Below are 24,271 nucleotides of genomic sequence, written 5' to 3' on the forward strand. Positions count from 1 at the left end.
GCGACGGGCTTGACCCTGCGCGCTATGGCGACTGGGAGAAAAAAGGCATCGCTATCGACTTTTGAAGAGGGATTGCGCCCCGGCTGCGCCGGGTCGCGGTGGAGGGGCTTCGCCCCTCTTGGCCTTTGGCCAATTCACCCCAGGATATTTGGGGCAAAAAGAAAGCACAGCTTTTGGGACGCTCAATGTGCTGATCATATTGTATTGGCCATGAATCTGAGATCATGAGACCAGCGCTGACGCCTCATAGGCGACCAGCGGTTTGTTGTTCTTTCGATGCCTTTGCAGAAGTTTGGCGAGTAACTCTGGCTTCTGAACAGTGGGGTGTGCGAGAGGTGCGGCGGGGCAGCCCGACGTAAGCGCAGGAAAGATTGCCATGATTTCGCTGCGCGCAGCCTCGTTCAGGGCCTGAAGCGTATGAGGCCCTGTGTAGAGGCTTTCGGCCAAGGCTCCATTGGCGAAGACAACCTGATGCGTTTCAAAAAGGATGTGAACGTAAGTCACGGGCGCGACGGATGTGACTTGCTCGATGCCAGCAGCTTCGACCAGCTTGATGGCATGAACAAAGACCTCCTTTTGCCCGAACATGCGCTCTGCGATTTTGGAAACAAGCAGAATACGATGTTGCGGCGAGACCAGAAGATCCGAGTGCGGTATTCCCGCGCCCAGAGCACCAGCACAAATGCGCACCGGTTTCAGATGTGGTGAGGCAATAAGCTGTGCAGAGGACAGCTGGTGCTTGCCGATCCAGACCACCTTCTGCGCCCCGTCGCGGGCTGTCATGACAGAATCACCCGCCTGCAGCGTTCCAATTTTTTTGGTCGCCCGTTGGTGTGCGCACCAATGTCGTGTCGCAGCAACAAACCACCTTGTTTGTGATGGTGTTGTTGAAGTTTGCTTGGCTGTACCGGTCGTTGAATGTGGTGTTGAACGTGCCAAGCGTGATGGAGCTGATTTCGGCGGAGGCGCTGTTGATGTCGTTGACTGTGCCGTCATTGACCAAGATCGCCTGTGTGCCGTTGGACAGGGTGATCAACTCCAGTGTCACGCTTGCGGTTGATCCGTCGGTGAAAGTGATCGTTGAGTTCGTGTAGCGATCATTGTCTGTTTGAGTGGTTGCGGCCTCGTCGGTAAAGTCGCCATCGTCATCGGTATCAACGACGAAGCCATCACCGGCATTCATGGTTGTGTTGCTATCGGTGAGGTTGTTGTTTGTCTGGATGCTGGCAACTTGGCCAAGGTCAGACGCCGTCAGCACCGTGCCCTGTGCTGCCGTGCCCGCAGCACCGAGGGCTGTGGGTAGATAAAATCCGTCGCCAACCAATACTGTCATAGCCGGCCCAAGGTATCTCAGTTTTGTAAACAAACTGAGAACCGGGCTGGTTGTCGGCTTTTTAGAGGCCGAGAACGTCGATCATGTCGTACGCGCCCGGGGATTTGTCCTGGCCCCAGAGCGCGGCCTTGAGCGCGCCGCGGGCGAAAACGGAGCGGTCAGAGGCGATGTGGCGCAGGATGATGCGTTCGCCCATGGCGGCAAACATCACGTCGTGTTCGCCGACAATGTCACCACCGCGGATGGCGGAGAAGCCGATATCGCCGCGTTTGCGCGCCCCTGTGATGCCGTCGCGGCCAGAGTCTGACACATCTTTCAACGCGACTCCGCGCCCTTGGGCCGCGGCTTCGCCGAGCATGAGGGCTGTGCCTGAGGGGGCATCGACCTTTTGGTTGTGGTGGGCTTCGATCACCTCGATGTCGTAGTCTTCATCGAGCGCTGCTGCGACCTTTTTGGTAAGTTGGGTCAGCAGGTTGACCCCGAGGCTCATATTGCCGGCGCGGATGATGACGGCATGGCGGGCGGCGGGGGCGAGCTGTGCGATGTCATCCTCGGACATCCCTGTTGTGCCGATCACGTGGACCGCGCGGGCCTGAGCGGCGAGCGCGGCAAACTCGAGCGTGGCTGCAGGCGCGGTAAAGTCGATGACCGCCTGAGCGCGGGCAAAGCTTGGCAGCGGGTCGTTTTCGACCACAACGCCGATATCGCCCAAGCCGCAGAGCGCCCCGATATCCTGACCCAGAGCCGGGCTGCCCTCGCGCTCTACGGCGCCGACGAGGCGGGCCTTGTCAGACTGCACAACCGTTTTGACGAGCATCTGGCCCATACGGCCTGATGCGCCTGTGATGACTATTCCTGGGAGGTCTGACATGGCTTGGCTCCGGTAAATTCTTGCTGAGCTGCTCATAGCGCAGCCATGGACGCTTGGCAAAGTCTTGCTGAGCGGTTAGGTGCAGGGCATGGCAAAGAACAAGTTTCATGAGGGCGATGGCCCGTCACAAAGACAGTTGCGGGTGGGTGAGCTCATCCGCCGCACGCTTGCGCAGGTTTTGGCGCAGGGCGATATCCATGACCCCGAGCTGAACCGGCTGTCTATGACAGTGGGCGAGGTGCGCTGTTCGCCTGATCTGAAGATCGCGACAGCCTATGTTATGCCTTTGGGTGGCGACGGGCGCGAGAACGCGGTGGAGTATCTTGCGCGCAACAAGCACGAGCTGCGCCGTATGATCGGCAAGAAGGTCGGGTTGAAGTATACGCCTGACCTGCGCTTCAGGCTGGATGTGACGTTTGACCAGATGGATGCCACGCGCGAGATGTTTTCGCGCGATGAGGTGAAGCGTGACTTGGAGGACTAGAGCCTTCAGCGCATCTGTGCTGGCTTTGCTCGCTTCGGGTGCTGCGGCCACACAGTGTGAAGACCGCAGCCACGGCGGCCGCGCCTATACGATCTGCGAAGTTGATGCGGCCCGCGAAGAGCTGCGCCTGTTTCTCAAGGATGAGAACGGCAAGCTGCTTGGGCAGTTTTTTGCTGTGGATGATACGCTCAAGCCCGAGGGCAAGCGCCTTGGCTTTGCTATGAATGCAGGGATGTATCACGAAGATCGCAGCCCTGTGGGCCATTACCGCGAGAATGGCGAAGAGCTGATGCGGGTGATCCCCAATGCGGGGCCAGGCAACTTTGGCCTTTTGCCCAACGGTGTGTTTTGCATCCGTGCGGGGCGGGCTGACGTGATCGAGACACAGCGCTTTTTGCGCGAGGCACCTGATTGTGAGCACGCCACACAGAGCGGGCCGATGCTGGTGATTGACGGGGCGCTGCACCCGCGCTTTTTGCCTGAGAGTGACAGCCGCTTTCTGCGCAACGGGGTGGCGACCAGTGACGATGGCGCGCGCGCTGTCTTCATTATCTCCAACGAGCGTGTGAGCTTTTATGAGATGGCGAGCTTTGTGCGCGACGGGCTGAAGCTGCCGCAGGCGCTTTACTTTGACGGCAACGTGAGCCGCCTCTATGCGCCTGATCTGGGCCGCGCGGATGCGGGGTTTTTGCTGGGGCCGATTGTGGGCGTGGTTGCGCCTGCGGATTGACGCGCCAAACGCGCTGGGCTAGGGCGCTTTTTTGATTTGGGGACAACACATGGGACGCAAACGCAAAGGGCGCGATATTTCGGGCTGGCTCGTGGTCGATAAGCCTGCCGGGCCGACATCAACCGCTGTGGTCAACAAGGTGCGCTGGGCGCTGGGCGCGGCCAAAGCGGGCCATGCGGGCACGCTTGACCCTGACGCAACAGGTGTTTTGGCTGTGGCGCTGGGCGAGGCAACCAAGACGGTGCCTTACATCACCGATGCGCTCAAGGCCTATGTCTTTGATGTGAAGCTTGGCGAAGCGACCAACACGGATGATGCCGAAGGCGAAGTGATTGCCACCTCTGATGCACGGCCAACGGATGCCGAGATCAAGGAAGCGCTTTTGCAGTTTGTCGGCGATATTGAGCAGGTTCCGCCGAAGTTCTCCGCCGTAAAGGTCGATGGTGAGCGCGCGTACAAGCTGTCGCGTGCGGGTGAAGATGTCACCCTTGAGGCGCGGCCGCTGTTTGTGGATGAGTTGACTATGGTCGAGCGCACAGACGTTGACCATGTGAAGCTTGAAATGGTCTGTGGCAAGGGCGGCTATGTGCGCTCTATTGCCCGCGATCTTGGCGAGGCGTTAGGCTGTAAGGGGCATGTTTTGCGCCTGCGGAGAGTCTGGTCCGGGCCGTTTGAGGCCGAAAACGCCCTGACATACGAGCAGATCGAAGAGCTGGCCAAAACGCCCGAGCTGGACGGCCATGTGCAGCCACTCGAGATCGGCCTTGCCGATTTGCCCGAGGTGAAGGCCACCGCCGAGGGCGCGGCCAAGCTGCGCAATGGTAACCCCGGAATGGTCTTTGCCAGTGATGTTGACTATGGCGACGAATGTTGGGCCAGCCTTGACGGCAAGGCCGTTGCCGTGGGTGTCTATAAAGCGGGTGAGTTGCACCCGAGCCGTGTGTTTAACCAGTGAGGGGCGTGATGCCACCCGTGATGAAATCAAAGTTGTTTCTGGGCTTTTGCGCGGTGCTTGTTGCGCTGGCCATAGGCTTTGGCGCAGCCCAGATGCGCGGCCACGAAGGCCATATGCACGGGCAGAACCACGGTGCAGAGCACAGTCATGACACGGTGAATATGCCGGGCCTCAAGGGGCGCAACGCGACCGAGGCAGAGAGCGAAGAGCTTGCGGTTATGTTTCGCCGTTTTGAAGAGATCACCCGCACGGTGGAAAACCTGCCTGACGGGATCCGCACTGTTACCTTTGCCAGCGATGAAGAGCTTATGGGCGTGGTGGCGAGCCATGTGATCGGGATGATCGACCGTGTTGATATGGGCAGCGACCCCGAGGTGATTATCCAGTCGCCGACGCTCGACATTCTGTTTGAGCGGCGCGCAAGTATTGTGACCGAGATGGACATGACCGATGACGGCATTGTCGTGATCCAAACATCGGATGACCCAGACGTTGTTGCTGCGCTCCACACCCACGCTGCCGAAGTGAGCGCGATGGTGGACCGCGGGATGGACGCGGTCCACGAGATGATGGACGCGCGCGGCCGCTAGGGCTAGCGCGCGGGCAGCGGGGTGAACTCGGCGTTGTCGTCAGGTGGGAGTTTGAAGCGGCCATGGGCCCAGTCGCCTGCGCGCCATGCTTCTTTGGCGGCGTCGATCTTGTCGCGCGAAGAGGCGACAAAATTCCACCAGATATGGCGGGACTGGCCGAGCGTTTCACCGCCCAGCATCATCAGCCGTGCGCCTTGCGGCCCTGCTTTTAGCGAGAGCGCATCTCCCGGGCGGAAGACCATCATGCGGCCAGCCTCGAAGGTGTCGCCAGCGACGGTCACGCTGCCTGAGGTGACGTAAACACCGCGGTCTTCATGGTTGTCTGGCAGGGGTATAGCGGCGTTGGCCTCGAGCACGACATCGGCATAAAACATCTCCGAGAAGGTTTTGGTGGGTGCAACCTCGCCCCAGGCGTTGCCAAGGATAAGGCGCACCTGCTTGCCCTCTCCCTCCAGAAAGGGCAGCGCCTCTTTGGGGTGGTGCTCAAAGCCTGCGTTGGTGTCTTCGTCTTTTTCGGGCAGTGCCACCCATGTCTGGATACCAAACAGGTCGCTCCGGCCTGTGCGCGTATCTTCAGAGGTGCGCTCGGAGTGGGTGACTCCGTTGCCAGCTATCATCCAGTTGACCTCGCCTGGGTAGATCATCTGGTTGGTGCCAAGGCTGTCGCGGTGCTGGAACTCGCCTTTGTAGAGATAGGTCACGGTGGCGAGGCCGATGTGCGGGTGGGGGCGCACGTCAATGCCCTGACCTGTCAGGAATTCGGCGGGGCCCATCTGGTCAAAGAAGATAAAGGGGCCGACCATCTGCCGCTTGGGCGAGGGAAGGGCGCGGCGCACCTCGAAGCCGCCCAGATCCCGCGCGCGGGGGATGATGAGCGTGTCGATGGCGTCAACAGCGCTGCCTTTGGGGCAGTGGGGATCTAGGGTTGGGTTCCAGCTCATTTCGGGGCCTCATTCTCACGCGTTTACATGGCATGAGAGTGGGCTTGAGGGCGGTTTTGCGCAACGTCTGGAAATGCACAGGTTCTGTGCGCGCCTAGAAGATGAGCCCCCATATGATTGGCAAGAGCAGGGCCGTGGCCAGTGCGTTGAGGCCCATGGCGAGGCCAGAGAACGCGCCTGCGGTTTCGTTCACTTGCAGGGCGCGGGCCGTGCCGATGCCGTGGCTGGCTGTGCCGATGGCCAGACCGCGCGCGCGCCAGTCTTTCACGCCCACAAGGTTGAGCAGGAAGGGGCCGAACATGGCCCCGAAGATGCCTGAGACGATGACCAGAACAGCGGTGAGCGAGGGCAAGCCCCCCAGCTCTTCCGCGATGCCCATGGCCACGGGGGCGGTGACAGACTTGGGCGCGATCGAGGCGAGAAGTGCCTCACTGCTGCCTGCAAACCAGAGCACCGCTACGGCAGAGGCCACGGCGGCGAGCGACCCTGTCAACATGCTGGCGCCAATGGCGAGCCAAGAGGCGCGCACGTGGTGCCACTGACGATAGAGCGGAATGGCCAGCGCGACTGTGGCGGGGCCAAGCAGGAAGTGAACAAACTGCGCGCCCTCAAAATAGGTGAAATAGTCGGTGCCAGTGAGTGTGAGAACGAGCACAACAAGCGCGACAGCGCCAAGCACAGGGTTGAGCAGAGGGTTGCGACCGCCCTTTTCAAACAGATAGCTTGCGGCCTGAAAGGCGGCGAGCGTGAGCGTGAGGTGAAAGAGCGGTGAGGCGGAAAGGTAGACCCATGTTTCGGCAAGGTTATTCACTGCGCTCTCCCTTGCTGAGAAGCCGCATCATCAGCGCGGTGATGACGATGGCGGCAGAGGTGCTGAGCGCAACCGCAATCGACAGCGGCACGAGCGCTTCGGAGAGCAGTGCGACGTGCATGATCACGCCTGTGCCAGCGGGCACAAACAGGAGCGACATATTGCGCAAGAGCCCATCCGCCGTGCTTCCGAGCGCTTCGGGCACATGGCCCCGTATAAGCAGGAAGCCAAAGAGAAAGGCCATACCCACAACAGGCCCCGGCACAGGCAAGGCGAGCGCTTTGACGACAAGTTCGCCCAAGAGCTGGCAGGTGAGAATAAGAGTGAGATAACCGATCATGCGCGCCTCCTAGAGCGTTCCGTCTTTAAGGTAAAATAAGTGCATTGCCAATGTCCCGAGAAGGCGCAGCCTGACAGGGTATTGGTAATTCATCTTGAAGACGGGGCGCTCAAAGGGCCTCACTTTACGCAAGGCCCACTCGGGCGCAAGGGTCACTCTGCGGCTTGGAGCACCTCTTTGGCGTTGAACGTGAAGAGCGTTTCGCCATTGATGGTGTAGCCGTTGATCAGCTCGGCGGCGCGGGGGCTGGTGAGCCAGTATTCCAGCTTCAGCGCGAGGTCGTGTTTTACGTGGCCGTGCCTCTCTGGGTTTACGGGCAGAAAGGCGTATTGGTTGAACAAGACAGGGTCGCCCGCAAAGAGAAGCGCAAGGTCTGCCTTGTTGCCAAAGTTGAGCCAGCTTGCGCGATCTGCCAGCACATAGGCATTGAGGCCTGCGGCTGTGTTGAGCGTGGCGCCCATGCCAGCGCCTGCTTCATTGTACCAATCGGGCGTGCGCTGTGCCTCGGCGACACCTGCGCTGGCCCACAGCGAGAGCTCCTTTTTATGGGTGCCGCTGTCATCTCCGCGCGAGGCAAAAGGCGCTTTGCGGTTTGCGATATTCACCAGCGCCGCTGTGGCGGTCTCGACGCTTTTTATCTGGGCGGGGTCGTCTGATGGGCCAATGACGACAAAGTCGTTATACATAATCTCGCGGCGGTGGGTGCCGTAGCCGCCAGCAAGAAAGGTGTCTTCTGCTGTGCGCGAATGCACAAGGATCGCATCGACATCGCCTGCCTCGCCAAGGCGGATGGCCTGACCTGTGCCCACAACAATAAGCTGCACCTCAAGGCCTGTCTCTTTGGCGATCTCGGGGAGGAGAATGTCTGATAGACCCGAATTGTGGAACGAGGTTGTGACAGCCACTTTGAGGCTGTCGGCGGCGAGGGCGCTGGCCGAGGCAAGGAGCGCTGCGGCGGTAACAAGTATACGAATCATAGAACGAGGTCTCCATTGAGAAAGGCTTGCGCCTCGGGTGCTGTGGGCGCTTCAAAGAAGCGGGGTGCTGGCGCGGTTTCGACGATATGCCCTTTGTTGAGAAAGAGCACATCACTTGCCAAGCGGCGGGCTTGGCCAAGGTCGTGTGTGGCCATGAGAATGCGCGTGCCGCTTTCGCGGGCGGCGAGAATGAGGCGCTCGATATCGCGGGTCGAGGCGCCATCAAGGTTGGCGCAGGGTTCATCGAGAAACAGGAGCTGTGGCGCGCGGATGAGGGCGCGGGCCAGCGCCAGTTTTTGCCGCTCACCCCCAGAAAGCTGGCTGGCGCGCTGGTGTTCGTGGCCGGCAAGGCCAAGCTTTTTGAGCCATGTTAGAGCCTGTTTTTCAGCCTCGGCGCGCTTTGTGCCATGGGCTGTGAGCGGATATGTCAGGTTGCCCAGAACCGAGCGGCGCAGCATGACAGGGGTTTGGAAAACAAAAGCCTGATGGGCAAAAGCCACCTCGCGCGGCGCGGCATAGCGCACGCGGCCCGTGCCGGGGCGCTCTAGGCCGTGAAGCATCCGCAGAAGTGTGCTTTTGCCTGCGCCATTGGGGCCAAGGACAATGGTGAGGCCCGCTGTGCCAAGCTCGAGGTCGATGGGCCCAAGCAGGCGCTTGCCGCCGCGCTCGACCGTTGCGCCTGTCACTTTGAGGGGGAGGATGCTTACCATCTGTCGCGCACCTCTGTGCCAGAGAGCATGTGCAACGCGAGGTTCACCGCGACGGCGAGGCCGATGAGCACAAAGCCGAGGCCTATCGCGAGGGCAAAGTCGCCCTTGGAGGTTTCAAGCGCGATGGCCGTTGTCATCACGCGGGTGACGTGGTCGATATTGCCGCCCACAATCATGATTGCGCCGACTTCGCCGATACCACGGCCAAAGCCGGCCAGCGCAGCCGTGAGCAGGGCGCGGCGGCTATCCCAGAGAAGTGTTTTGATACGCTGGCTGCGGGTTGTGTTGAGCGAGAGCAGCAGGTCGTGGTATTCGGCCCAGAGATCGCGGATCGACTGATGGGCGATGCTGGCGATGAGGGGTGTGAGGATGACCACCTGCGCGATGATCATGGCCCAAGGCGTAAAGAGCAGCCCCAAAACGCCGAACGGCCCTGCACGCGACAGCAAGAGGTAAACGACAAGGCCGACCACAACAGGTGGCAGGCCCATGAGCGCGTTGAGAATCGCGATCACGAGGCGGCGGAAGCGGTAGCGCGACACAGCCAGCCAAGCGCCGAGCGGCAGGCCTATGAGCGCGGCGATGGCGACGGCAGAGCAGGTCACAAGCAAGGAGCGCGCCGCGATCTCGTAGAGATCGGGGTCAAACGTGACGATCAGCCAGAAAGCGGCTTGTATGCCGTGCCATATTTCGAGCATGGGCTCTCCTTTACACCTGCATAGTGGCGCGCGGGGAGAGAGACCATGGGGCTGATTACGGATAAGCGCTTTTCAATTGCGACATCATGCGAGAGATTGGCCCTGATAAGTTTCGGATAGGAAAACCATGGCGATGATGCCCCATATTGCTCCGATTGGAACCGAGGGCTACCTCGTGCGTTTTGCCGACCGCTTGGATGATGTGGCGAACAAGGCGCTTGTCGGGTTTGCTGCGGCGCTCGAGGCCGAGGCTGTGGTGGGCATTGCGGAAATTTCGACTGCGCTGGCCTCGGTCTTTGTGCGCTTTGATGTGGGGCAGATTGCGCGGGCCGATCTGGTTGCGCGGCTTGAGGCGCTTTTGGCCAGCCGTGACTGGCTTGTCGCGGCCGAGAGCGGCGCAGCGCGGCTCTGGCGCGTGCCGACGCTTTATGGTGGTGCGGCGGGGCCACAGCTTGGTGAGGTTGCCAATCTTGTTGGTGTTTCTGAAGAGGCAGCCGTGCGCGAGCTGAGCGCTGCGCGGGTGCGGGTGCTGGCGATCGGCTTTGCGCCTGGCCAGCCTTATCTCGGGATGTTGCCTGAGCGTTGGGACGTGCCGCGCCAGACCGAGCTGAGCCCGCGCGTGCCGCAGGGTGCGCTTGTGTTGGCGGTGCGGCAGTTCAACCTTTTTGCCAACGAGACGCCCACGGGCTGGCGGCATATTGCGACCACACATATGAAGCTTTTTCGGCCTGATGTGGCACAGCCTTTTACGCTGCGGCCCGGTGACGAGCTGATCTTTCCGGCGGTATCAGAGCATGATTGGGCCGCATTAGAGACGGATCCGTTGGGTGGGGCACGGCTTGAGGAGCGTGGTGATGCCTGAGCTGACGTTGCACCAGATTGGCCCCAATGCGAGCCTGCAAGACCTGGGCCGCGCGGGCTATTTGCGCTTTGGTCTGTCGCGTGGCGGGGCGATGGACCGTATCGCCATTCTGGAAGCGGCTGCGCTTTTGGGCCAAGGGCTTGAGCTGGCGGCCATTGAGCTGCCGAGCGCGCCTGTGAAGCTGAGCGTGGATGCGCCACAGCGTATCGCACTGACGGGTGCGCCGATGATGGCGGAGGCCAGTGGGCGCCTCTTGCAATGGGGCGCGAGCCATAGGCTTGAGGCTGGTGACGTGCTTTCTCTGAGGCCGACGGGGCGGGGGCTTTACAGCTATGTTGCCTTTGGCGGTGCGTTAGAGACTGATTTGGCGCTTGGTCGCCGCTCTGCGCATTTTACCGGTGGGCTTGGTCAGGCGCTGGTGGCAGGTGATGTTTTGCAGCTGGCTGAGGATAGGAAGCTGGCAGAGCCTGCGCGCCTTTTGAAGCCCGACACCCGCTTTGATGGCGGGCGTATTCGCTTTGTCACGGGGCCGCAGACGGCGCTTTATAGCGCTGAGACACTGGCGGCGTTCACGCAAGCGCGCTTCACCAAAAGCACCCATGCCAACAGGCAGGCGGCGAAGCTTGAGCACAGTGGCGCGCCTTTTTCTGCCGAGGGGCAGCTTGGCGTTGTGTCGGAGGTGATTGTGCCCGGCGACATCCAGATGACGGGGCAAGGCGAGCCGTTTGTGCTGCTGGCCGAGCAACAGACGATGGGAGGCTACCCGCGCATTGGCGCGGTGATCCCGCAGGATATTGCGCGCGTGGCACAGGCGAGCGCGGGCGCTGAGCTATGGTTTGAGCGCATATCGCTGGAAGAGGCGGATGCGCTCTATGTGCCCGAAAGCGTGCTTTTACGCAGGATTAGAGACACATCTGAGCGGCTCTTGCGCGATCCGGCAGAGATGAACGACCTGCTCGGCTATCAGCTGATCAGCGGGATGATTACAGGGCAGGAGGACTAGGCCATGGTTACGAAGGTAGATTTGAACTCAGACATGGGTGAGGGTTTTGGCTCTTGGACGATGGGCGACGATGCGGCGCTGCTGGATGTGATCACCTCGGCCAATATTGCCTGTGGCTTTCATGCGGGCGACCCTGATGTGATGGCCAAGACCATGCGGCTGGCGGCCAAGAACGGTGTGGGCATTGGCGCGCACCCGGGCTTTGCCGACCTGAAGGGCTTTGGGCGGCGGCGGCTCAACATTGGTGCCGAAGAGCTGGGCAACCTCATCGCCTATCAGCTTGGGGCGGCTCAGGGTATGGCCGCGAGCGTGGGTGCAAAGGTGCGCCACTTCAAGCTGCATGGGGCGCTTTCCAATATGTGCTCCGAAGATGCCAGCCTTGCACGCACTTGTTATGAAGCGGCGCTACGGGTGGACCCTGACATTATCCTGATGGTGCTCTGCGAAACGGCGCAGCAGAAAGTTGTGACGGATCTGGGCGCAAACTGGGCTGGAGAGATTTTTGCCGACCGCGCCTATGAGGATGATGCGACGCTCGTGGACCGAAGCAAGGCAGGCGCTGTGCTGCACGACGCTGATGTGGCGGCGGAGCGGATTCTGACGATGCTGCGCGAAGATGCGATTGTTGCGGAAAGCGGCAAGCGCATTCCTGCCAAGATCGACACGATCTGTTTGCACGGCGACACGCCTGAGGCCGTAACCATGGCCCGCGCGCTGCGCGAAAAGCTGAGCGCTGCGGGTGTGTCACTGGCGCAATTCTGAAGACAGAACGCCGCGCTCCTGAGGGCCTCGGGAGCGCGTTGGGCTTTAGCTCAACAGGCCTGCGTGGCGCAGGGCGTCATCAAGCTGTTTGGCGGTCGCATCGCTCACCGCGAGGAGCGGCAGGCGCACCTCGGCGTTGCAGAGACCAAGGCGGGACATGGCGTATTTTGCGCCCGCAACACCCGGCTCTTTGAAGATGGCGATGTGCAGCGGCATCAGCTTGTCTTGGATTTCAAGCGCTGTGGCGTAGTCGCCCGCGAGTGTTGCAGCCTGAAATGCGGCGCAGAGCTTGGGCGCGACGTTGGCTGTGACCGAGATGCAGCCTGTGCCGCCGTGTGCGTTAAAGCCCAGCGCTGTTGCGTCTTCGCCAGACAGCTGGATGAAGTCCTTGCCGCAGGTCATGCGCTGGAGCGGTACGCGGCTCAGGTCGCCTGTCGCGTCTTTGACGCCCACGATGCGTTCAAGCTTGGCCAGCTCGCCCATGGTTTCGGGTGACATATCGACAACCGAGCGACCGGGGATGTTGTAGATGATGATGGGCAGTGAGCAGCAGTCATGCACAGCGCGGAAGTGGGCGATGAGGCCCGCTTGCGTGGGTTTGTTGTAATAGGGCGTAACCACAAGGATACCGCTGGCCCCTGCCTTTTCGGCGGCTTGCGCCAGGCGGATGGATTCGAGCGTGTTATTGGAGCCGGCGCCCGCAATAACGGGCACGCGGCCAGCGGCGGCCTCAACCACAATTTCGACAACCTTGTCATGCTCAGAGTGCGTGAGCGTAGGGCTTTCGCCCGTGGTGCCGACGGGCACGAGGCCGTGGCTGCCTTCGCCAATGTGCCATTCGACCAGTTGTTTAAGTGTATCAACATCCAGTGCGCCGTTTTTGAACGGCGTGACCAATGCAGGCATAGATCCTTTGAACATGATACGCTCCTTTAACTTCATTGTTTCGCAGCGCCGCCTTTCGTGATTGGAGGGGCGCAGGTTTGCAAGGTATGGTGGGCCTGTTCTATCCTGTCTCATAAGGGAAAATGCAAGAGATGTTTCGAGTTGCCGCCGTTCTTTTGAGCCTTGTTGTGCCACCCTCTGCTGTTGTGGCCGAGGCCATGACAGCGCCGCGCCCTCTGAGCAGCGCGCTGCAAGCCGCGGGTCGGGGGGACTGGGCAAAGGCTGACTTGCTCGCGGCAAAGGCTGCGCCAGAAGCGCGTGTTCTTGTGCAGTGGTCAAAGCTGCGCGCAGGCGAGGGCAGCGCAGCCGAAGCTCTGGCATTTTTGCGCGATTACCCGCACTGGCCGGGCCTTGAGCGGCTTGGCCGCCAGAGCGAAGAGACGTTTGCGGGGGCAACACAGGCTGAGCGGCTGGCCTTTTTCAAGCGCCACACGGCACAGACCAACAGGGGGGTGCTGAGCTTTGCCGAGGCCTTGTATGCCGCGGGTGAGGTGGGCGAGGCCGAGGCGACGCTTGTTATGGCGTGGCGCAGTTTTGATATGGATGAGGCGCTTCAGGCGGAATATCTGGAGAAATACGCAACGCTTCTGAAGCCGCACCACGAGGCGCGGCTTGATATGGCGCTTTGGCGCGGGCTCTCTGACGACGTGCGCCGCATGTTGCCTTTGGTGAGTGAGGCCGAGCGCGCATTGGCCGAGGCGCGCCAAGGCTTGCGGGCGGGCGCACGCGAACCTGATGTTTTGCTGGCGGCTGTGCCCAAAGCCTTGCGCGGGCATCCCGGGCTTGCCTACGAAGAGTTCCTCTGGACCTATCACAACGGCAGCAAAAGCGGTGCTGTTGAATTGATGTTGGAGAGCAGCGCAGCAGGCAACCTTGGTGAACCGTTGCGCTGGTCGGGCTGGCGGCGCAGCCTTGTGCGACAACTCATGCGCGAAGGCGACGCCGAGACAGCGTATAAGCTCGCGACAAACCACGGGCTGCACGACGGCAGCGCCTACGCTGACCTTGAGTGGCTGGCGGGATATCTGGCATTGCGCAAGCTGGACAATGCCGCGCTTGCTTTGCCGCATTTTGAACGGATGCGCGAAACGGTTGAATCTCCCATCTCTTTGGGGCGGGCTGGATTCTGGAAAGGCGAAGCCTTGGCCAAACTGGGCCGCACCGACGAAGCGCAGGCGGCCTATAAAGCAGGTGGTGAACACCAGACAAGTTTCTACGGGCTTCTGGCGGCGGAGCGGGCCAATATAGGCTCTGATATTGCCCTAAAGGGGGCTGAGTACTTCCCCGCGTGGCAAGAGGCCGGGTTTGCGCAGAGCGATCTTGCGCGCATTGTAGAGCTGGCTGTGAAGAACAATATGCTCAGTCTGGCGGAACAGTTTCTTCTTGCGATGGCGCAGGATGCTGACCGCACAACACTGGGTCAGCTTGGCAACTTTGCCATCGACCTTGGCGCGCCGCATTTGGCTGTGATGCTGGGTAAAGAGGCTGCTGGCCGCGGGATTGTTTTGCCTGCGCATTACTATGCGCTGCACCCGATGAAAGACATGGCGCTGCCTGTGCCCATGGAAATGGCGCTGGCGATTGCGCGGCGGGAGAGCGAATTTGACCCGAGCGTCGCCAGCGGCGTGGGTGCGCTTGGCTTGATGCAGGTGATGCCTGCCACCGCCGAGGAAGTGGCTGGCGGACTTGGGCTTGCCTACGAGCGCAGCCGTGTGCTGGCGGATTGGCCCTACAACGCGACGCTGGGTGCGGCCTATTTGGCCACGCTGTCAGAGCGCTATGACGGCAATGTTGTGATGATGTCGGCGGCCTATAATGCGGGCCCCTCGCGGCCCGACCGCTGGATGCGCGAGCGGGGCGACCCGCGCAAAGGCGAGATGGAGGTTGTCGACTGGATCGAGAGCATCCCCTTTAACGAGACGCGCAACTATGTGATGCGCGTGGCTGAAAGCCTGCCTGTCTACCGCGCGCGGTTGGGTAAGCCTGCCCACCCTGTGCCGTTTAGCCAGGAGCTGGTTGGAGCAACCTTGCGCGTGACGAACTAGGCGTCTTCTTGGGCTTTGGCGCGGGCGCGCCAGAGTGTGAAGAGGCCTGCACAGACAACCACAATCGCGCCGATGGCAACGTTGAGCTCGATGCTTTCGCCAAAGACCAAGACGCCGATAAAGCTGACGAAGACGAGCTGGAGGTAGGCGAACGGCTGGACTGCGCTGGCCTCGGCAGCCTCGTATGTTTTGATCAGCAGCCAGTGGCCAAGCGCGCCTGTGACACAGAGGGTCGCCATCCAGACCCAGTCAGATTGCACCATCGGCTCCCAATAGCTGAAGCCAATCGCTGTCATCATCACGGAGCCTGACACACCCGTCCAGAAAAACGAGGTGGCGGCGGTGTCTTTGCGCGAGGCGAAGCGGGTGAGCAGCCCGTAAAGCGCAAAGAGAAAGGCGGCAGCGAGGGGGACGATGGCCGCAGGGGAAAAGACGCCAAACCCAGGTTTGAGGATAATCAATACACCGACAAAGCCGATAAAGATTGCTGTCCAGCGGCGCCAGCCGACAACCTCGCCCAAGATCGGGCCGGACAGGGCCGCGACGAGCAAGGGATAGCTTGTGAAAACAGCGTGTGATTCGATGAGGCCAAGGAGGGTAAACGCGTAGATCATCACACAGATTTCGGTGGCGAGGATGAGCCCGCGAAAGATCTGCAGCAAGGGCTGCTCTGTGCGGGCTGCGGCGCGGATGCCGCCTGCCTTGCGATAGGCGATTGTTGTGACAAAAGCGGCAAAGAACCAATAGCGGATCATCACTACCATGAGCACGTTATACTCGCTGGCGAGGTGTCGGGAGATGCCGTCTTGTACCGCAAAAACAAAGGTCGTGGCGATCATCAGCCAGACGCCGAGGCGGGTGTTGTTGGAGCTGGCCATGTGCTTAGGGCATCCTTGCGACTGTCATGTGGCGTTTGCGCCCAAAGCCTGTACGGCGCGTGACTTCAAAGCCGGAGTCGGCGAGGGCACGGCGCACAAAGCCTGCGGCGGTATATGTGGCCACAGTGCCTTTGGGGGCGGTTTGAGCGGCTATCTGAGCCATGAGCGAGGCTTCCCAAAGCTCGGGGTTTTTGGCTGGGGCGAAGCCGTCCAGAAACCACGCATCAGCTTTTTGGGCCATGGTAGAGACTGTTTTGCGCGCATCGCCAAGGATCAGCTGGAAGCTTAGATCATCTGTTTCAAAATCGGTGGCGCCATTTTGCCAGTGTGGCGCCAGCTCTGCGCTGAGATCGGCGAGCGTGGGAAAGGCGGCTTGGGCGGTGAGCATATCTTCGGCCAGCATCGGGAAGGCCTCAAAGCTGGTGAAGTGGAGCTTGCCGCTTTGCTGCGTGTCGCGCCAGAGTTTGAGTGTGGCCAGCAAGTTGAGCCCTGTGCCAAAGCCGAGTTCGGCGATGTGAAACCCGTCACAGAACCGCGCGGGCAGTTCGTTGCCGTCCAGAAAGACATAGGCTGTCTCTTCCAGCCCGTTCTCGAGGCTGAAATAAGGGTCATCAAACCGCTGGGAGACAGGCACTTGGCCATCACGCCATGTAAGCTCGGCTGGCTGGTTCATTTGGGGTAAATCCGATAGAGACGTCGTCAAACGACCATGCAACCAGTGTAAGGGAATGGCAAGGATGGACATAACGGTGCGCGGCGCTGGGATTTTCGGGCTTTCGGTGGCTTGGGCCTGCCTTGAGCGGGGCGCGCGTGTGCGTGTCATTGACCCGAATGGTGTCGGTGGTGGCGCCAGCGGGGGGATCGTCGGAGCGCTTGCGCCGCATGTCCCCGAGAACTGGAACGAGAAGAAAGAATTCCAGTTTCAGAGCTTGATTGGGGCCGAGGCCTTTTGGAACAATGTAGCTCCTTGGGCAGGCGTAGAGACAAGTTATGCCCGCACCGGGCGTGTTCAGCCTCTGGCAGACGACCGCGCTGTGGAGCTGGCACAGGCGCGCGCCAAGAGCGCTGAAGCGCTGTGGCGCGGTGAGGCGGAGTGGCGGGTTGTAACGGCTGAGGCTTTTGCTGGGCCTCTGCCCGAAAGCCCGACAGGGCTGTATGTGCACGACACGCTGACAGCGCGGATGTTTCCACGACAAGCCTGCAAGGCCCTTGCGGCGGCGATTGTTGCGCGCGGGGGCGAGCTTGCGCTTGCGGGCGAAGATGTGGGGCAGACCGTTTGGGCGACGGGTGTGCACGACCTTCTACAGCTTTCTGAGCACTTTGGAAAACCTGTGGGAAATGCAGTGAAGGGGCAGGGCGCGCTGCTGGCGTATGATATGCGTGAAGGGCCACAGATTTTTGCCAATACGGTTCATATGGTGCCGCATTGGAACGGGACTGTTGCGATTGGCTCAACCAGCGAACGCGAATTTACCGAGGCCGGCAGCACCGATGCACAGCTCGATGTGGTTTTGGAAAAGGCCTATGCGGCTGTGCCTGCCTTGCGCGGCGCACAGGTTGTTGAGCGTTGGGCCGGCCTGAGGCCGCGCGCGAAAAGCCGCGCGCCGATGCTTGGGCGGCATCCGCTCTATGAGGGCGCCTTTATTGCGAACGGCGGGTTCAAGATCGGGTTTGGTATGGCTGTGAAGGTGAGTGAGGTGATGGCTTCGCTTGTACTGGACGGGGTTGATACTGTTCCTGCCGAATTCACCCCTGAGGCCTCGCTTTGACGGCGGTGGAAACGCGAGCTGTGTAAAGCCTATCGTTACTTTTTTGTGCCAAGGCTTGAGCGTGTTTTTTGCCCGCGTTGACAGGAGCGTGGGCCACTGCGACAACAAAATAAAAGCGTATGTTAAAGAGGGCAGTTTTATGAAGATCGCGATGATTGGCACAGGATACGTGGGCCTTGTTTCGGGCGTTTGTTTCTCCGATTTCGGGCATGATGTGGTTTGTGTTGATAAAGACCCTGCCAAGATCGAGATGCTGGAACGCGGCGAAGTGCCTATTTTCGAGCCCGGGCTCGATGTGCTTTTGGCCAAGAACGTGGCTGCGGGGCGGCTCTCTTTTACCACAAATCTGCAAGAGGCTTTGGTCGATGTCGAGGCGGTGTTTATCGCGGTTGGGACACCAACGCGGCGCGGCGATGGCCACGCCGACCTGACCTATGTGATGGCTGCCGCAGAAGAGGTGGCGCGGGCGTTGACGGGCTATGCTGTCATTGTCACCAAGTCGACCGTGCCTGTGGGCACAAACCGCCAAGTCAAACAGGCGGTGCGCAAAGCAAACCCCAAGCTGGAGTTTGACGTGGCTTCCAACCCCGAGTTTCTGCGCGAAGGTGCGGCGATTGATGACTTTATGAAGCCTGATCGTGTGGTGCTTGGGGTCCAGTCGGCGCGCGCGGACGAGATCATGCGAGAGGTGTACCGCCCGCTTTTCTTGCGTGATTTTCCGATTGTCACGACCGACCTTGAGAGTGCGGAGATGATCAAATATGCGGCCAATGCTTTTCTGGCGACGAAGATCACATTTATCAACGAGATTGCGGCGCTCTGTGAGCGCACGGGTGCGGATGTGAAGCAAGTGGCCAAAGGGATCGGCCTTGATGGCCGCATTGGGAACAAGTTTCTTCATGCGGGGCCAGGGTATGGCGGATCATGTTTTCCCAAGGATACAAAAGCGTTGGCGCGGATCGGGCAGGAAAACGGCCTGCCTATGCAGATCACCGAGACGGTCATCAAGGTGAACGAAGAGATGAAAGACCGTATGATCCAGAAGCTGTTGGACCTTGCCGAAGGAAGCTTCAACGGTAAGATTGTTGCGGTGCTGGGTGTAACCTTTAAGCCCAACACAGATGATATGCGCGCGAGCCCTGCGCTTAAGATTGTGCCAGCGCTGATTGGTGGTGGGGCGAAAGTGCGCGTCGTTGACCCGCAAGGGCGGCACGAGGGCGAGGCGCTCTTGCCTGGGGTTCAGTGGGCCGAGGATGCCTATAAGGCAGCGCAGAACGCGGATGTGATGGTGATTTTGACGCAGTGGAACGAGTTTCGCGCACTGGATCTCAAGAAGATTGCGAAGAAGATGAACACGCCAAAACTGGCTGATTTGCGCAATATCTATTCAGAGCAGGATGCCAAAAAAGCTGGGTTTGACGCTTATGTTTCGATTGGCCGTCGCGATTATTTTCGACAGGATTAAACAGACATTGGCGCGCTGGCCTTTTCGGCCTGTGCGGTGTCTCGTGTGATCCAGCGCATGACTGTCGAGCGGGCGATGCTCTCATCATAGAGTTTGACAGCGCTGCGAATGTCTCTGATGGCGTTTGCCACTTCGATCTCTGACAAGGCGCTTTCCTGCACCCTCAGGATCTTTGGGTGTGGGGTTGTGAGCATGTCTGATGAGATCAGAAGTTCTTCATGCAGCTTCTCGCCGGTGCGCAGGCCTGTGACTAGAATTTCGATATCGCCATGTGGGGTCTCGTCGTCTTTGACGATGTAGCCGGAGGCTTCGATCATCTGGCGCGCGAGTTTCGCGATTGGTACAGGCTCGCCCATATCAAGTACGAACACGTCGCCACCGCGAGAATAGGACGCAGCAAGGAGAACGAGGCGGGCTGCTTCGGAGATTGTCATGAAATAGCGTGTGACTTCGCTATGTGTCAGGGTCACAGGTCCGCCGCGGGCGATCTGCTCTTTAAAGAGGGGGATCACCGAGCCTGACGAGCCGAGCACATTGCCAAAGCGCACCATGGAAAAGCGCGTGCCAGTGCTGCGGGAGGCAAGGTCTTGCACGACAAGTTCGGCAAGGCGTTTGGAGGCTCCCATGACATTGACAGGCCTTACGGCTTTGTCTGTGGAGATAAGAGTGAAGCGCTCAACTCCTGCGTCGCGCGCTGCTTCGGCGACGATTTTGGTGCCCAAGACGTTGTTGGAGAGCCCTGCAATTGTGTTTTCTTCCACAAGGGGAAGGTGTTTGTAGGCTGCGGCGTGCAACACCACGTCTACGTCATGTTCGCGCAGAGTATGCTCAACGAGGGCCTTGTCGGTCACGGAGCCGAGGATCGGGATAACGGCAAAGTCATTCGCGGCCTCGCAGAGCTCTTTGTGGATGTTGTAGAGTGCGAGCTCGGAGTGATCTATCAGGATGATGCTCTTGGGGGCTGCGCTTGCGACCTGGCGGCACAGTTCCGAGCCGATAGAGCCACCTGCGCCTGTGATCATGATGTGTTTGTCAGAATAGCTTTCTGACACTTGCGGCAAGGTATGAGAGAGATGCCCGCGGCCCAAAAGCTCGTTGAGCGCGACAGGCGCAGACTTGGACCCGATTGCCCCGTTGCTCAGCAGGCTGGCAAAACTGGGTAGCGAGTGAACCTCACAGCCCAGCGTGCGCAGCTTGTAGGCCAGCCGCGCTTGCTCGGTCTGGGAGGAAGACGGAAGGCAGAGGACAATTCTGTCGATGCTTTCGGTACGGACCAGGTCTGTCAGCTTGTGTGGCGAGTATACGGGCAAGCCAGCAATCACGAGACTTTGTAAAGTCGGGTTTTCTTCAACAAAGGCGACCAGCTCGAGGGTTTCATCAGATTGTAGCGCCATGGCCAGCTGTTGACCCGTTTGAGACGCGCCATAGACGAGGATGCGGGTGCGTGAGCCCTCTGTCTGGTAGGCGCGAATAAGGATCTGACGCAAGACCATCCGCAAGGTGACGGTGAGGAGCAGCAGAGCCATGGTGAAAACAACAAACACGGCGTAGCCGCTGAGCGCGCCAAGAGCGAGATTGAAGCCAAAAGCCAAACCCCCGAGTATGGCGGCAAACTTTGCTGTGCGCAGGATACCTTGCATCTCATAAGAATTAAGCTTGATTCGGGTGAGGCCCAGAGAGGTACTCGTGATTGCCGCGGCGACCATTAGCGCGGAGACAAGCACCGTGAGTTTGACGGCAGATGTGTCAGCCGTTGGCGTCAGTGACAGCAAAAGAAGCGCCAGACCAAGGGAAAGAGGGACAGTGAGGGTGTCAAGCGCGAGAAAAATCAAACGCTTTTGAGACCGCTTTAAGCGTGTCGCAAACTTAAATGACACCATCAAAAGAATTACCCCCGCAAAACAACGCGACATCCAATGATCAGGGGATAATCTAAAGATGAGATTAACACAATAACGATAGAAAGCTGGATGCGAAATCCAACAGGTTTTGGACGCACTGGCAAACAAAATGCGCTTTGTTTTAGCTGTATTTTACGTTTTTTAGGCGGCCTTTGGCCTCATGCGGCATACGGCGGGTTTGTGCCTAACTGTTGCGGTTTTAGCGCCCTTTCCAGACAGGGTCGCGTTTTTCGGCAAAGGCGCGCGCGCCCTCGAGCCCGTCTTCAGAGCCATAAAGGATATCGACGCTTTCCAGTTGGCGGCCAGTGACGCGGTTCATCGCGTCCTGAAACTTGCTGTCTTCTGCGTCACGTACGATCTCTTTGATCGCGGCATAGACAAGGGGAGGGCCCGAGGCGAGCAGGCGGGCCATCTCCCATGCTTGTTCCATAAGCGCGTCGGCGGGGTGAATATGGTTCACAATGCCCCAGCTGCGGGCCTCGTCGGCGTCAAACCAGCGGCCCGTGAGCAAAAGCTCCATCGCGATATGGTAGGGGATGCGCTTGGGCAGCTTGATGCTTGCGGCGTCAGCCACCGTACCGGAGCGGATTTCTGGCAGTGCAAATGTAGCATGTTCGGCAGCCAGAATGATATCGGCCGAGAGCGCCCATTCCAGCCCGCCGCCGCAGCAGATTCCGTTGACGGCAGCAATGACCGGCTTGTTCAGGCCACGCAGCTCTTGAAGGCCCCCAAAGCCGCCTACGCCGTAGTCACCATCGACAGCATCGCCATCAGCGGCACCCTTCAAGTCCCAACCGGGGCAGAAAAACTTCTCGCCCGCACCTGTGATGATACAGACGCGCAGCTCGGGGTCATCGCGGAATGAGGCAAACACCTCCCCCATGATACGTGATGTCGCAAGATCGATCGCGTTTGCCTTGGGGCGGTCGAGGGTGACTTCAAGGATAGCGCCGTTACGACGTGTCTTGATGGGGCTGTTTTCTGTGCTCATGGAATGGCCTTTCTGATAAGGGCGTCAACCGCAACGGCTGTGTCAGGCGTGCAGAGGAGAGGGTTGATTTCAACTTCGCCAATCTCTGACGCATGTGCAATGACATAGTCTTGCAGCGCAAGAACAGCCGTGATGATGGCGTCGGTATTGGCTGCTGGCTTGCCACGGTACCCCGCCAGCAGCGGTGCACATTTGAGCTGGTTTAGAGCCTGTGTTATGTCATTTTCTGTGACAGGTAGAAGCAGTGAGACAGTGTCAGCCAAAAGCTCGGTCAGCACGCCGCCTGCGCCAAGCGTGAGCAAAAGCCCGTGAGCCTCATCACGCGTTACGCCCAAGAGAAGCTCGGCCACTGTGCCCTGTGCCATTTCTTCAACAAGCCAGCTCATGCCGCCCATTTTCAGGGCTGCGGCCTCGACATCACGGGGGGTCAAAAGGCCCAAGGCCACGCCGCCAGCATCAGACTTATGGGCCATACCCTCGGCTTTTAGCACCAGCGGGGCAGTGAGGCCTGCGAGCTGTGTTGCAAGTGCAGTCAGGTCTGTGAGGCGTTCGGCCTTCGGGACGGGCACACCAAAGCGCGCAAGCTCTGCTTTTGAGGCCTGTTCACTCAGGGTTTCGCTGTCCCCAATGGCGCCGCCAGTGAGGGGTGGTTCGGCTGCAGGCTGTGTGAGCAGAGCGGCAGCTTCTACCGCGGTTATGGCCTCGCTGAGGCCCATAAACGGCACAACACCTGCAGCAAGGAATCGCTCGGCAACATCCGGTGGCATCAGTTCTGGAAGGGTGGCGACAACACCATAGGGCCTTCCTGTGCGTTTGGCGGCGCCCAAAACGGCTTGGGTTGCGCAGATCCAGTCCGAGGCGTCGGTATGCGGGTAGTCGACAATGGCGAGGGTGATGCCTGTGTCAGGGCCGGACAGCGCCGCGAACGTATCGGTCATGCGGGCTGTGTCACGCCAGATGTAGGTGTGGTAATCAAGCGGGTTGGCCAGAGCCACTTTGGGGCCGAGCGCGTCAAAAAGTGCCGTGCGCTGCGTCGAAGACAGTGGAGGGAAGCTGAGCGCTCTGCCGTGGGCGGTGTCGGCGGCGAGGCTGGCTTCTCCGCCCGAGCAGGAAACGGTGGCAAGACTGGGTGTATCCAGCCGCCCGACCGTGTGAAGAAGTTTCAGTGTCTCCAAAAAGCTTGGGATATCTGGGACACGGGCAATGCCCAGCCGCTTGAGCAAGGCGTTGGCTCCCGCATGGCTGCCTGCCAAAGACGCTGTGTGCGAGACAGTCGCGGCTTGGGCGTGTTCTGATTTGCCGACCTTGAGCGCAACGAGGGGTATGCCCTGTGCGGCGGCTTTGAGGGCGAGCGCGTGCCATTCCGCCGTATCGCCGAATCCTTCGATGTGTAGCCCAATGGCTGTGACGCGCTCATCATCGAGAAGAGCCATCGCAATCTGGGCCTGCGAGGTCTGCGCCATGTTTCCGCAGGCGACGACATAGGCAATCGGCAGCGCGCGCTTCTGCATGGTGAGGTTGATGGCAATGTTGGAGCTTTGCGCCAGAATCGCCACGCCTTTTTCAACGCGTTTGCAGCCGTGTTGGTCAGGCCAGATTGCTGCGCCTTCAAGGGCGTTGATAAAGCCATAGCAGTTTGGCCCGAGAATGGGCATTTCGCCGGCCGCTGCGACCAGCTCTGCTTGCAAGTCTGCCCCGTCGGCCAGCTCTGCCCCTGCCTCGGAAAAGCCGCTGGCAAAGCACACCGCGCCACCCGCCTTGAGCCTGCGCAGCTCGCGCACGACGTCAATGGAGGCGTTGCGATTAACCCCGATAAAGGCCGCGTCGACCGGTCCGTCCCATTCGGCAAGCGAGCGCACGGCTTGGCGTCCGGCAATGATTTTCCCTTCAGGATGCACTGGAAAAATCTCGCCATCATAGCCAATCATCTCGGCCGCTTTGAGGATAGAAGCACACCACGCCCCACCGCCGATTACGGCAATGGAGCGCGGGTTTAAAAGTCTGGAGAGATCACGCTTCATAGCCATGTTTTTCTTTTTGCTGTAAATATCCCGGGGGTGCGGGGGCTGGCCCCCGCGACCGCGATTTGGCGAAGCCAAAGCGCAAGACCTTAGCCGCCCAGCGGGCGCAGCAAGTCGCGGCTGATGATGTGGCGCTGAATTTCCGATGTGCCTTCCCAGATCCGTTCCACCCGCGCATCGCGCCAGATG

General features: G+C 59.9%; 27 protein-coding genes. 11 read left to right on the forward strand and 16 right to left on the reverse strand.

Annotated features, from left to right (window positions below; all coding sequences use genetic code 11):
• The coding region (locus tag ACTG3X_RS11175; RefSeq protein WP_439111416.1) for a DUF1674 domain-containing protein at positions 1-65 on the forward strand (65 nt) is incomplete at its 5' end.
• Positions 66-222: 157 nt separating this feature from the next.
• On the opposite strand, the gene ACTG3X_RS11180 is transcribed toward ACTG3X_RS11175, so the two are convergent.
• The 3 genes from ACTG3X_RS11180 to dapB form a co-directional block, all read right to left on the reverse strand.
• Positions 223-783, reverse strand: a complete 561-nt coding sequence (locus ACTG3X_RS11180) for a Hint domain-containing protein (RefSeq protein ID WP_439111354.1) — start codon at positions 781-783, stop codon at positions 223-225.
• Between the two features lie 7 nt (positions 784-790).
• Positions 791-1,333, reverse strand: coding sequence for a hypothetical protein (locus ACTG3X_RS11185; protein WP_439111355.1), 543 nt, complete (start codon positions 1,331-1,333; stop codon positions 791-793).
• A gap of 61 nt (positions 1,334-1,394) precedes the next feature.
• Positions 1,395-2,204 carry a 4-hydroxy-tetrahydrodipicolinate reductase gene (gene dapB / locus ACTG3X_RS11190; RefSeq protein ID WP_439111356.1) on the reverse strand — a complete coding sequence of 270 codons (810 nt, stop codon included), beginning with the start codon at positions 2,202-2,204 and terminating at the stop codon, positions 1,395-1,397.
• Between the two features lie 88 nt (positions 2,205-2,292).
• Between dapB and rbfA the strand changes: the two genes are divergently transcribed.
• The 4 genes from rbfA to ACTG3X_RS11210 are packed head-to-tail and all read left to right on the forward strand — an operon-like array spanning position 2,293 to position 4,963.
• On the forward strand, positions 2,293-2,688 hold the full coding sequence (gene rbfA, locus ACTG3X_RS11195; RefSeq protein ID WP_439111357.1) for a 30S ribosome-binding factor RbfA: 396 nt from the start codon (positions 2,293-2,295) through the stop codon (positions 2,686-2,688).
• Complete coding sequence (locus tag ACTG3X_RS11200; protein ID WP_439111358.1) at positions 2,672-3,418, forward strand: phosphodiester glycosidase family protein; 747 nt, start codon at positions 2,672-2,674, stop codon at positions 3,416-3,418. Before rbfA ends, ACTG3X_RS11200 begins: the two co-directional genes overlap by 17 nt.
• Positions 3,419-3,467: 49 nt before the next feature.
• Positions 3,468-4,373, forward strand: a complete 906-nt coding sequence (gene truB, locus ACTG3X_RS11205; RefSeq protein ID WP_439111359.1) for a tRNA pseudouridine(55) synthase TruB — start codon at positions 3,468-3,470, stop codon at positions 4,371-4,373.
• An 8-nt stretch (positions 4,374-4,381) separates the two neighbouring features.
• Positions 4,382-4,963: a hypothetical protein gene (locus ACTG3X_RS11210; protein WP_439111360.1), complete on the forward strand. Its 582-nt coding sequence runs from the start codon at positions 4,382-4,384 to the stop codon at positions 4,961-4,963.
• Positions 4,964-4,965: 2 nt separating this feature from the next.
• Here the strand turns inward: ACTG3X_RS11210 and ACTG3X_RS11215 are convergent, their stop codons facing one another.
• The 6 genes from ACTG3X_RS11215 to ACTG3X_RS11240 all read right to left on the reverse strand — a co-directional run bounded on the left by ACTG3X_RS11215 (position 4,966) and on the right by ACTG3X_RS11240 (position 9,440).
• Positions 4,966-5,904 (reverse strand): pirin family protein, encoded by a 939-nt coding sequence (locus ACTG3X_RS11215; RefSeq protein WP_439111361.1) that lies wholly within the window; start codon positions 5,902-5,904, stop codon positions 4,966-4,968.
• A 94-nt stretch (positions 5,905-5,998) separates the two neighbouring features.
• Entirely contained in the window at positions 5,999-6,715 is a 717-nt protein-coding gene (locus ACTG3X_RS11220) for an LrgB family protein (protein WP_439111362.1), read from the reverse strand.
• Complete coding sequence (locus ACTG3X_RS11225; protein WP_439111363.1) at positions 6,708-7,055, reverse strand: CidA/LrgA family protein; 348 nt, start codon at positions 7,053-7,055, stop codon at positions 6,708-6,710. Before ACTG3X_RS11225 ends, ACTG3X_RS11220 begins: the two co-directional genes overlap by 8 nt.
• A gap of 152 nt (positions 7,056-7,207) precedes the next feature.
• Positions 7,208-8,032, reverse strand: a complete 825-nt coding sequence (locus ACTG3X_RS11230) for a substrate-binding domain-containing protein (RefSeq protein WP_439111364.1) — start codon at positions 8,030-8,032, stop codon at positions 7,208-7,210.
• Entirely contained in the window at positions 8,029-8,742 is a 714-nt protein-coding gene (locus ACTG3X_RS11235; RefSeq protein ID WP_439111365.1) for an ATP-binding cassette domain-containing protein, read from the reverse strand. Before ACTG3X_RS11235 ends, ACTG3X_RS11230 begins: the two co-directional genes overlap by 4 nt.
• Positions 8,736-9,440, reverse strand: coding sequence for an ABC transporter permease (locus ACTG3X_RS11240; RefSeq protein WP_439111366.1), 705 nt, complete (start codon positions 9,438-9,440; stop codon positions 8,736-8,738). The genes ACTG3X_RS11235 and ACTG3X_RS11240 overlap by 7 nt, the downstream gene beginning before the upstream one ends.
• A 127-nt stretch (positions 9,441-9,567) precedes the next feature.
• On the opposite strand from ACTG3X_RS11240, the gene ACTG3X_RS11245 reads away from it, so the two are divergent.
• From ACTG3X_RS11245 to ACTG3X_RS11255, 3 genes are read left to right on the forward strand one after another with little or no spacing between them, the layout of a single operon-like run.
• A complete protein-coding gene (locus tag ACTG3X_RS11245) occupies positions 9,568-10,302 on the forward strand; it encodes a 5-oxoprolinase subunit B family protein (RefSeq protein ID WP_439111367.1) in 735 nt (244 codons plus the stop codon).
• Positions 10,295-11,305, forward strand: a complete 1,011-nt coding sequence (locus ACTG3X_RS11250) for a biotin-dependent carboxyltransferase family protein (protein ID WP_439111368.1) — start codon at positions 10,295-10,297, stop codon at positions 11,303-11,305. The genes ACTG3X_RS11245 and ACTG3X_RS11250 overlap by 8 nt, the downstream gene beginning before the upstream one ends.
• 3 nt (positions 11,306-11,308) lie before the next feature.
• Positions 11,309-12,067: a LamB/YcsF family protein gene (locus ACTG3X_RS11255; protein ID WP_439111369.1), complete on the forward strand. Its 759-nt coding sequence runs from the start codon at positions 11,309-11,311 to the stop codon at positions 12,065-12,067.
• A gap of 45 nt (positions 12,068-12,112) precedes the next feature.
• On the opposite strand, the gene dapA is transcribed toward ACTG3X_RS11255, so the two are convergent.
• The gene (gene dapA, locus ACTG3X_RS11260) at positions 12,113-12,988 is read right to left on the reverse strand and encodes a 4-hydroxy-tetrahydrodipicolinate synthase (RefSeq protein ID WP_439111370.1); all 876 of its coding nucleotides are present in this window, start codon (positions 12,986-12,988) and stop codon (positions 12,113-12,115) included.
• 116 nt (positions 12,989-13,104) lie between these two features.
• Here dapA and ACTG3X_RS11265 point away from each other — a divergent pair, with 116 nt between their 5' ends.
• The gene (locus ACTG3X_RS11265) at positions 13,105-15,057 is read left to right on the forward strand and encodes a lytic transglycosylase domain-containing protein (RefSeq protein WP_439111371.1); all 1,953 of its coding nucleotides are present in this window, start codon (positions 13,105-13,107) and stop codon (positions 15,055-15,057) included.
• Here the strand turns inward: ACTG3X_RS11265 and ACTG3X_RS11270 are convergent.
• Positions 15,054-15,935: a DMT family transporter gene (locus tag ACTG3X_RS11270; protein ID WP_439111372.1), complete on the reverse strand. Its 882-nt coding sequence runs from the start codon at positions 15,933-15,935 to the stop codon at positions 15,054-15,056. The two genes, ACTG3X_RS11265 and ACTG3X_RS11270, sit on opposite strands and share 4 nt — an antisense overlap.
• Positions 15,936-15,939: 4 nt before the next feature.
• Positions 15,940-16,608: a tRNA (5-methylaminomethyl-2-thiouridine)(34)-methyltransferase MnmD gene (gene mnmD / locus ACTG3X_RS11275; RefSeq protein ID WP_439111373.1), complete on the reverse strand. Its 669-nt coding sequence runs from the start codon at positions 16,606-16,608 to the stop codon at positions 15,940-15,942.
• A 55-nt stretch (positions 16,609-16,663) separates the two neighbouring features.
• Between mnmD and ACTG3X_RS11280 the strand changes: the two genes are divergently transcribed.
• Complete coding sequence (locus tag ACTG3X_RS11280) at positions 16,664-17,704, forward strand: NAD(P)/FAD-dependent oxidoreductase (protein ID WP_439111374.1); 1,041 nt, start codon at positions 16,664-16,666, stop codon at positions 17,702-17,704.
• A gap of 139 nt (positions 17,705-17,843) precedes the next feature.
• A complete protein-coding gene (locus tag ACTG3X_RS11285; protein ID WP_439111375.1) occupies positions 17,844-19,169 on the forward strand; it encodes a UDP-glucose dehydrogenase family protein in 1,326 nt (441 codons plus the stop codon).
• Here ACTG3X_RS11285 and ACTG3X_RS11290 read toward each other — a convergent pair.
• The 4 genes from ACTG3X_RS11290 to ACTG3X_RS11305 form a co-directional block, all read right to left on the reverse strand.
• On the reverse strand, positions 19,166-21,049 hold the full coding sequence (locus tag ACTG3X_RS11290; protein WP_439111417.1) for a polysaccharide biosynthesis protein: 1,884 nt from the start codon (positions 21,047-21,049) through the stop codon (positions 19,166-19,168). The two genes, ACTG3X_RS11285 and ACTG3X_RS11290, sit on opposite strands and share 4 nt — an antisense overlap.
• A 220-nt stretch (positions 21,050-21,269) precedes the next feature.
• Positions 21,270-22,061 (reverse strand): carnitinyl-CoA dehydratase, encoded by a 792-nt coding sequence (locus tag ACTG3X_RS11295; RefSeq protein WP_439111376.1) that lies wholly within the window; start codon positions 22,059-22,061, stop codon positions 21,270-21,272.
• Positions 22,058-24,082: an acetate--CoA ligase family protein gene (locus ACTG3X_RS11300; RefSeq protein WP_439111418.1), complete on the reverse strand. Its 2,025-nt coding sequence runs from the start codon at positions 24,080-24,082 to the stop codon at positions 22,058-22,060. The genes ACTG3X_RS11295 and ACTG3X_RS11300 overlap by 4 nt, the downstream gene beginning before the upstream one ends.
• An 89-nt stretch (positions 24,083-24,171) precedes the next feature.
• On the reverse strand, positions 24,172-24,271 hold a 100-nt coding region (locus tag ACTG3X_RS11305; RefSeq protein ID WP_439111419.1), incomplete at its 5' end, for an acyl-CoA dehydrogenase family protein.

The sequence above is a fragment of the Lentibacter sp. genome (genome assembly GCF_965658795.1).
In the GTDB taxonomy this organism is placed as follows: domain Bacteria; phylum Pseudomonadota; class Alphaproteobacteria; order Rhodobacterales; family Rhodobacteraceae; genus Lentibacter.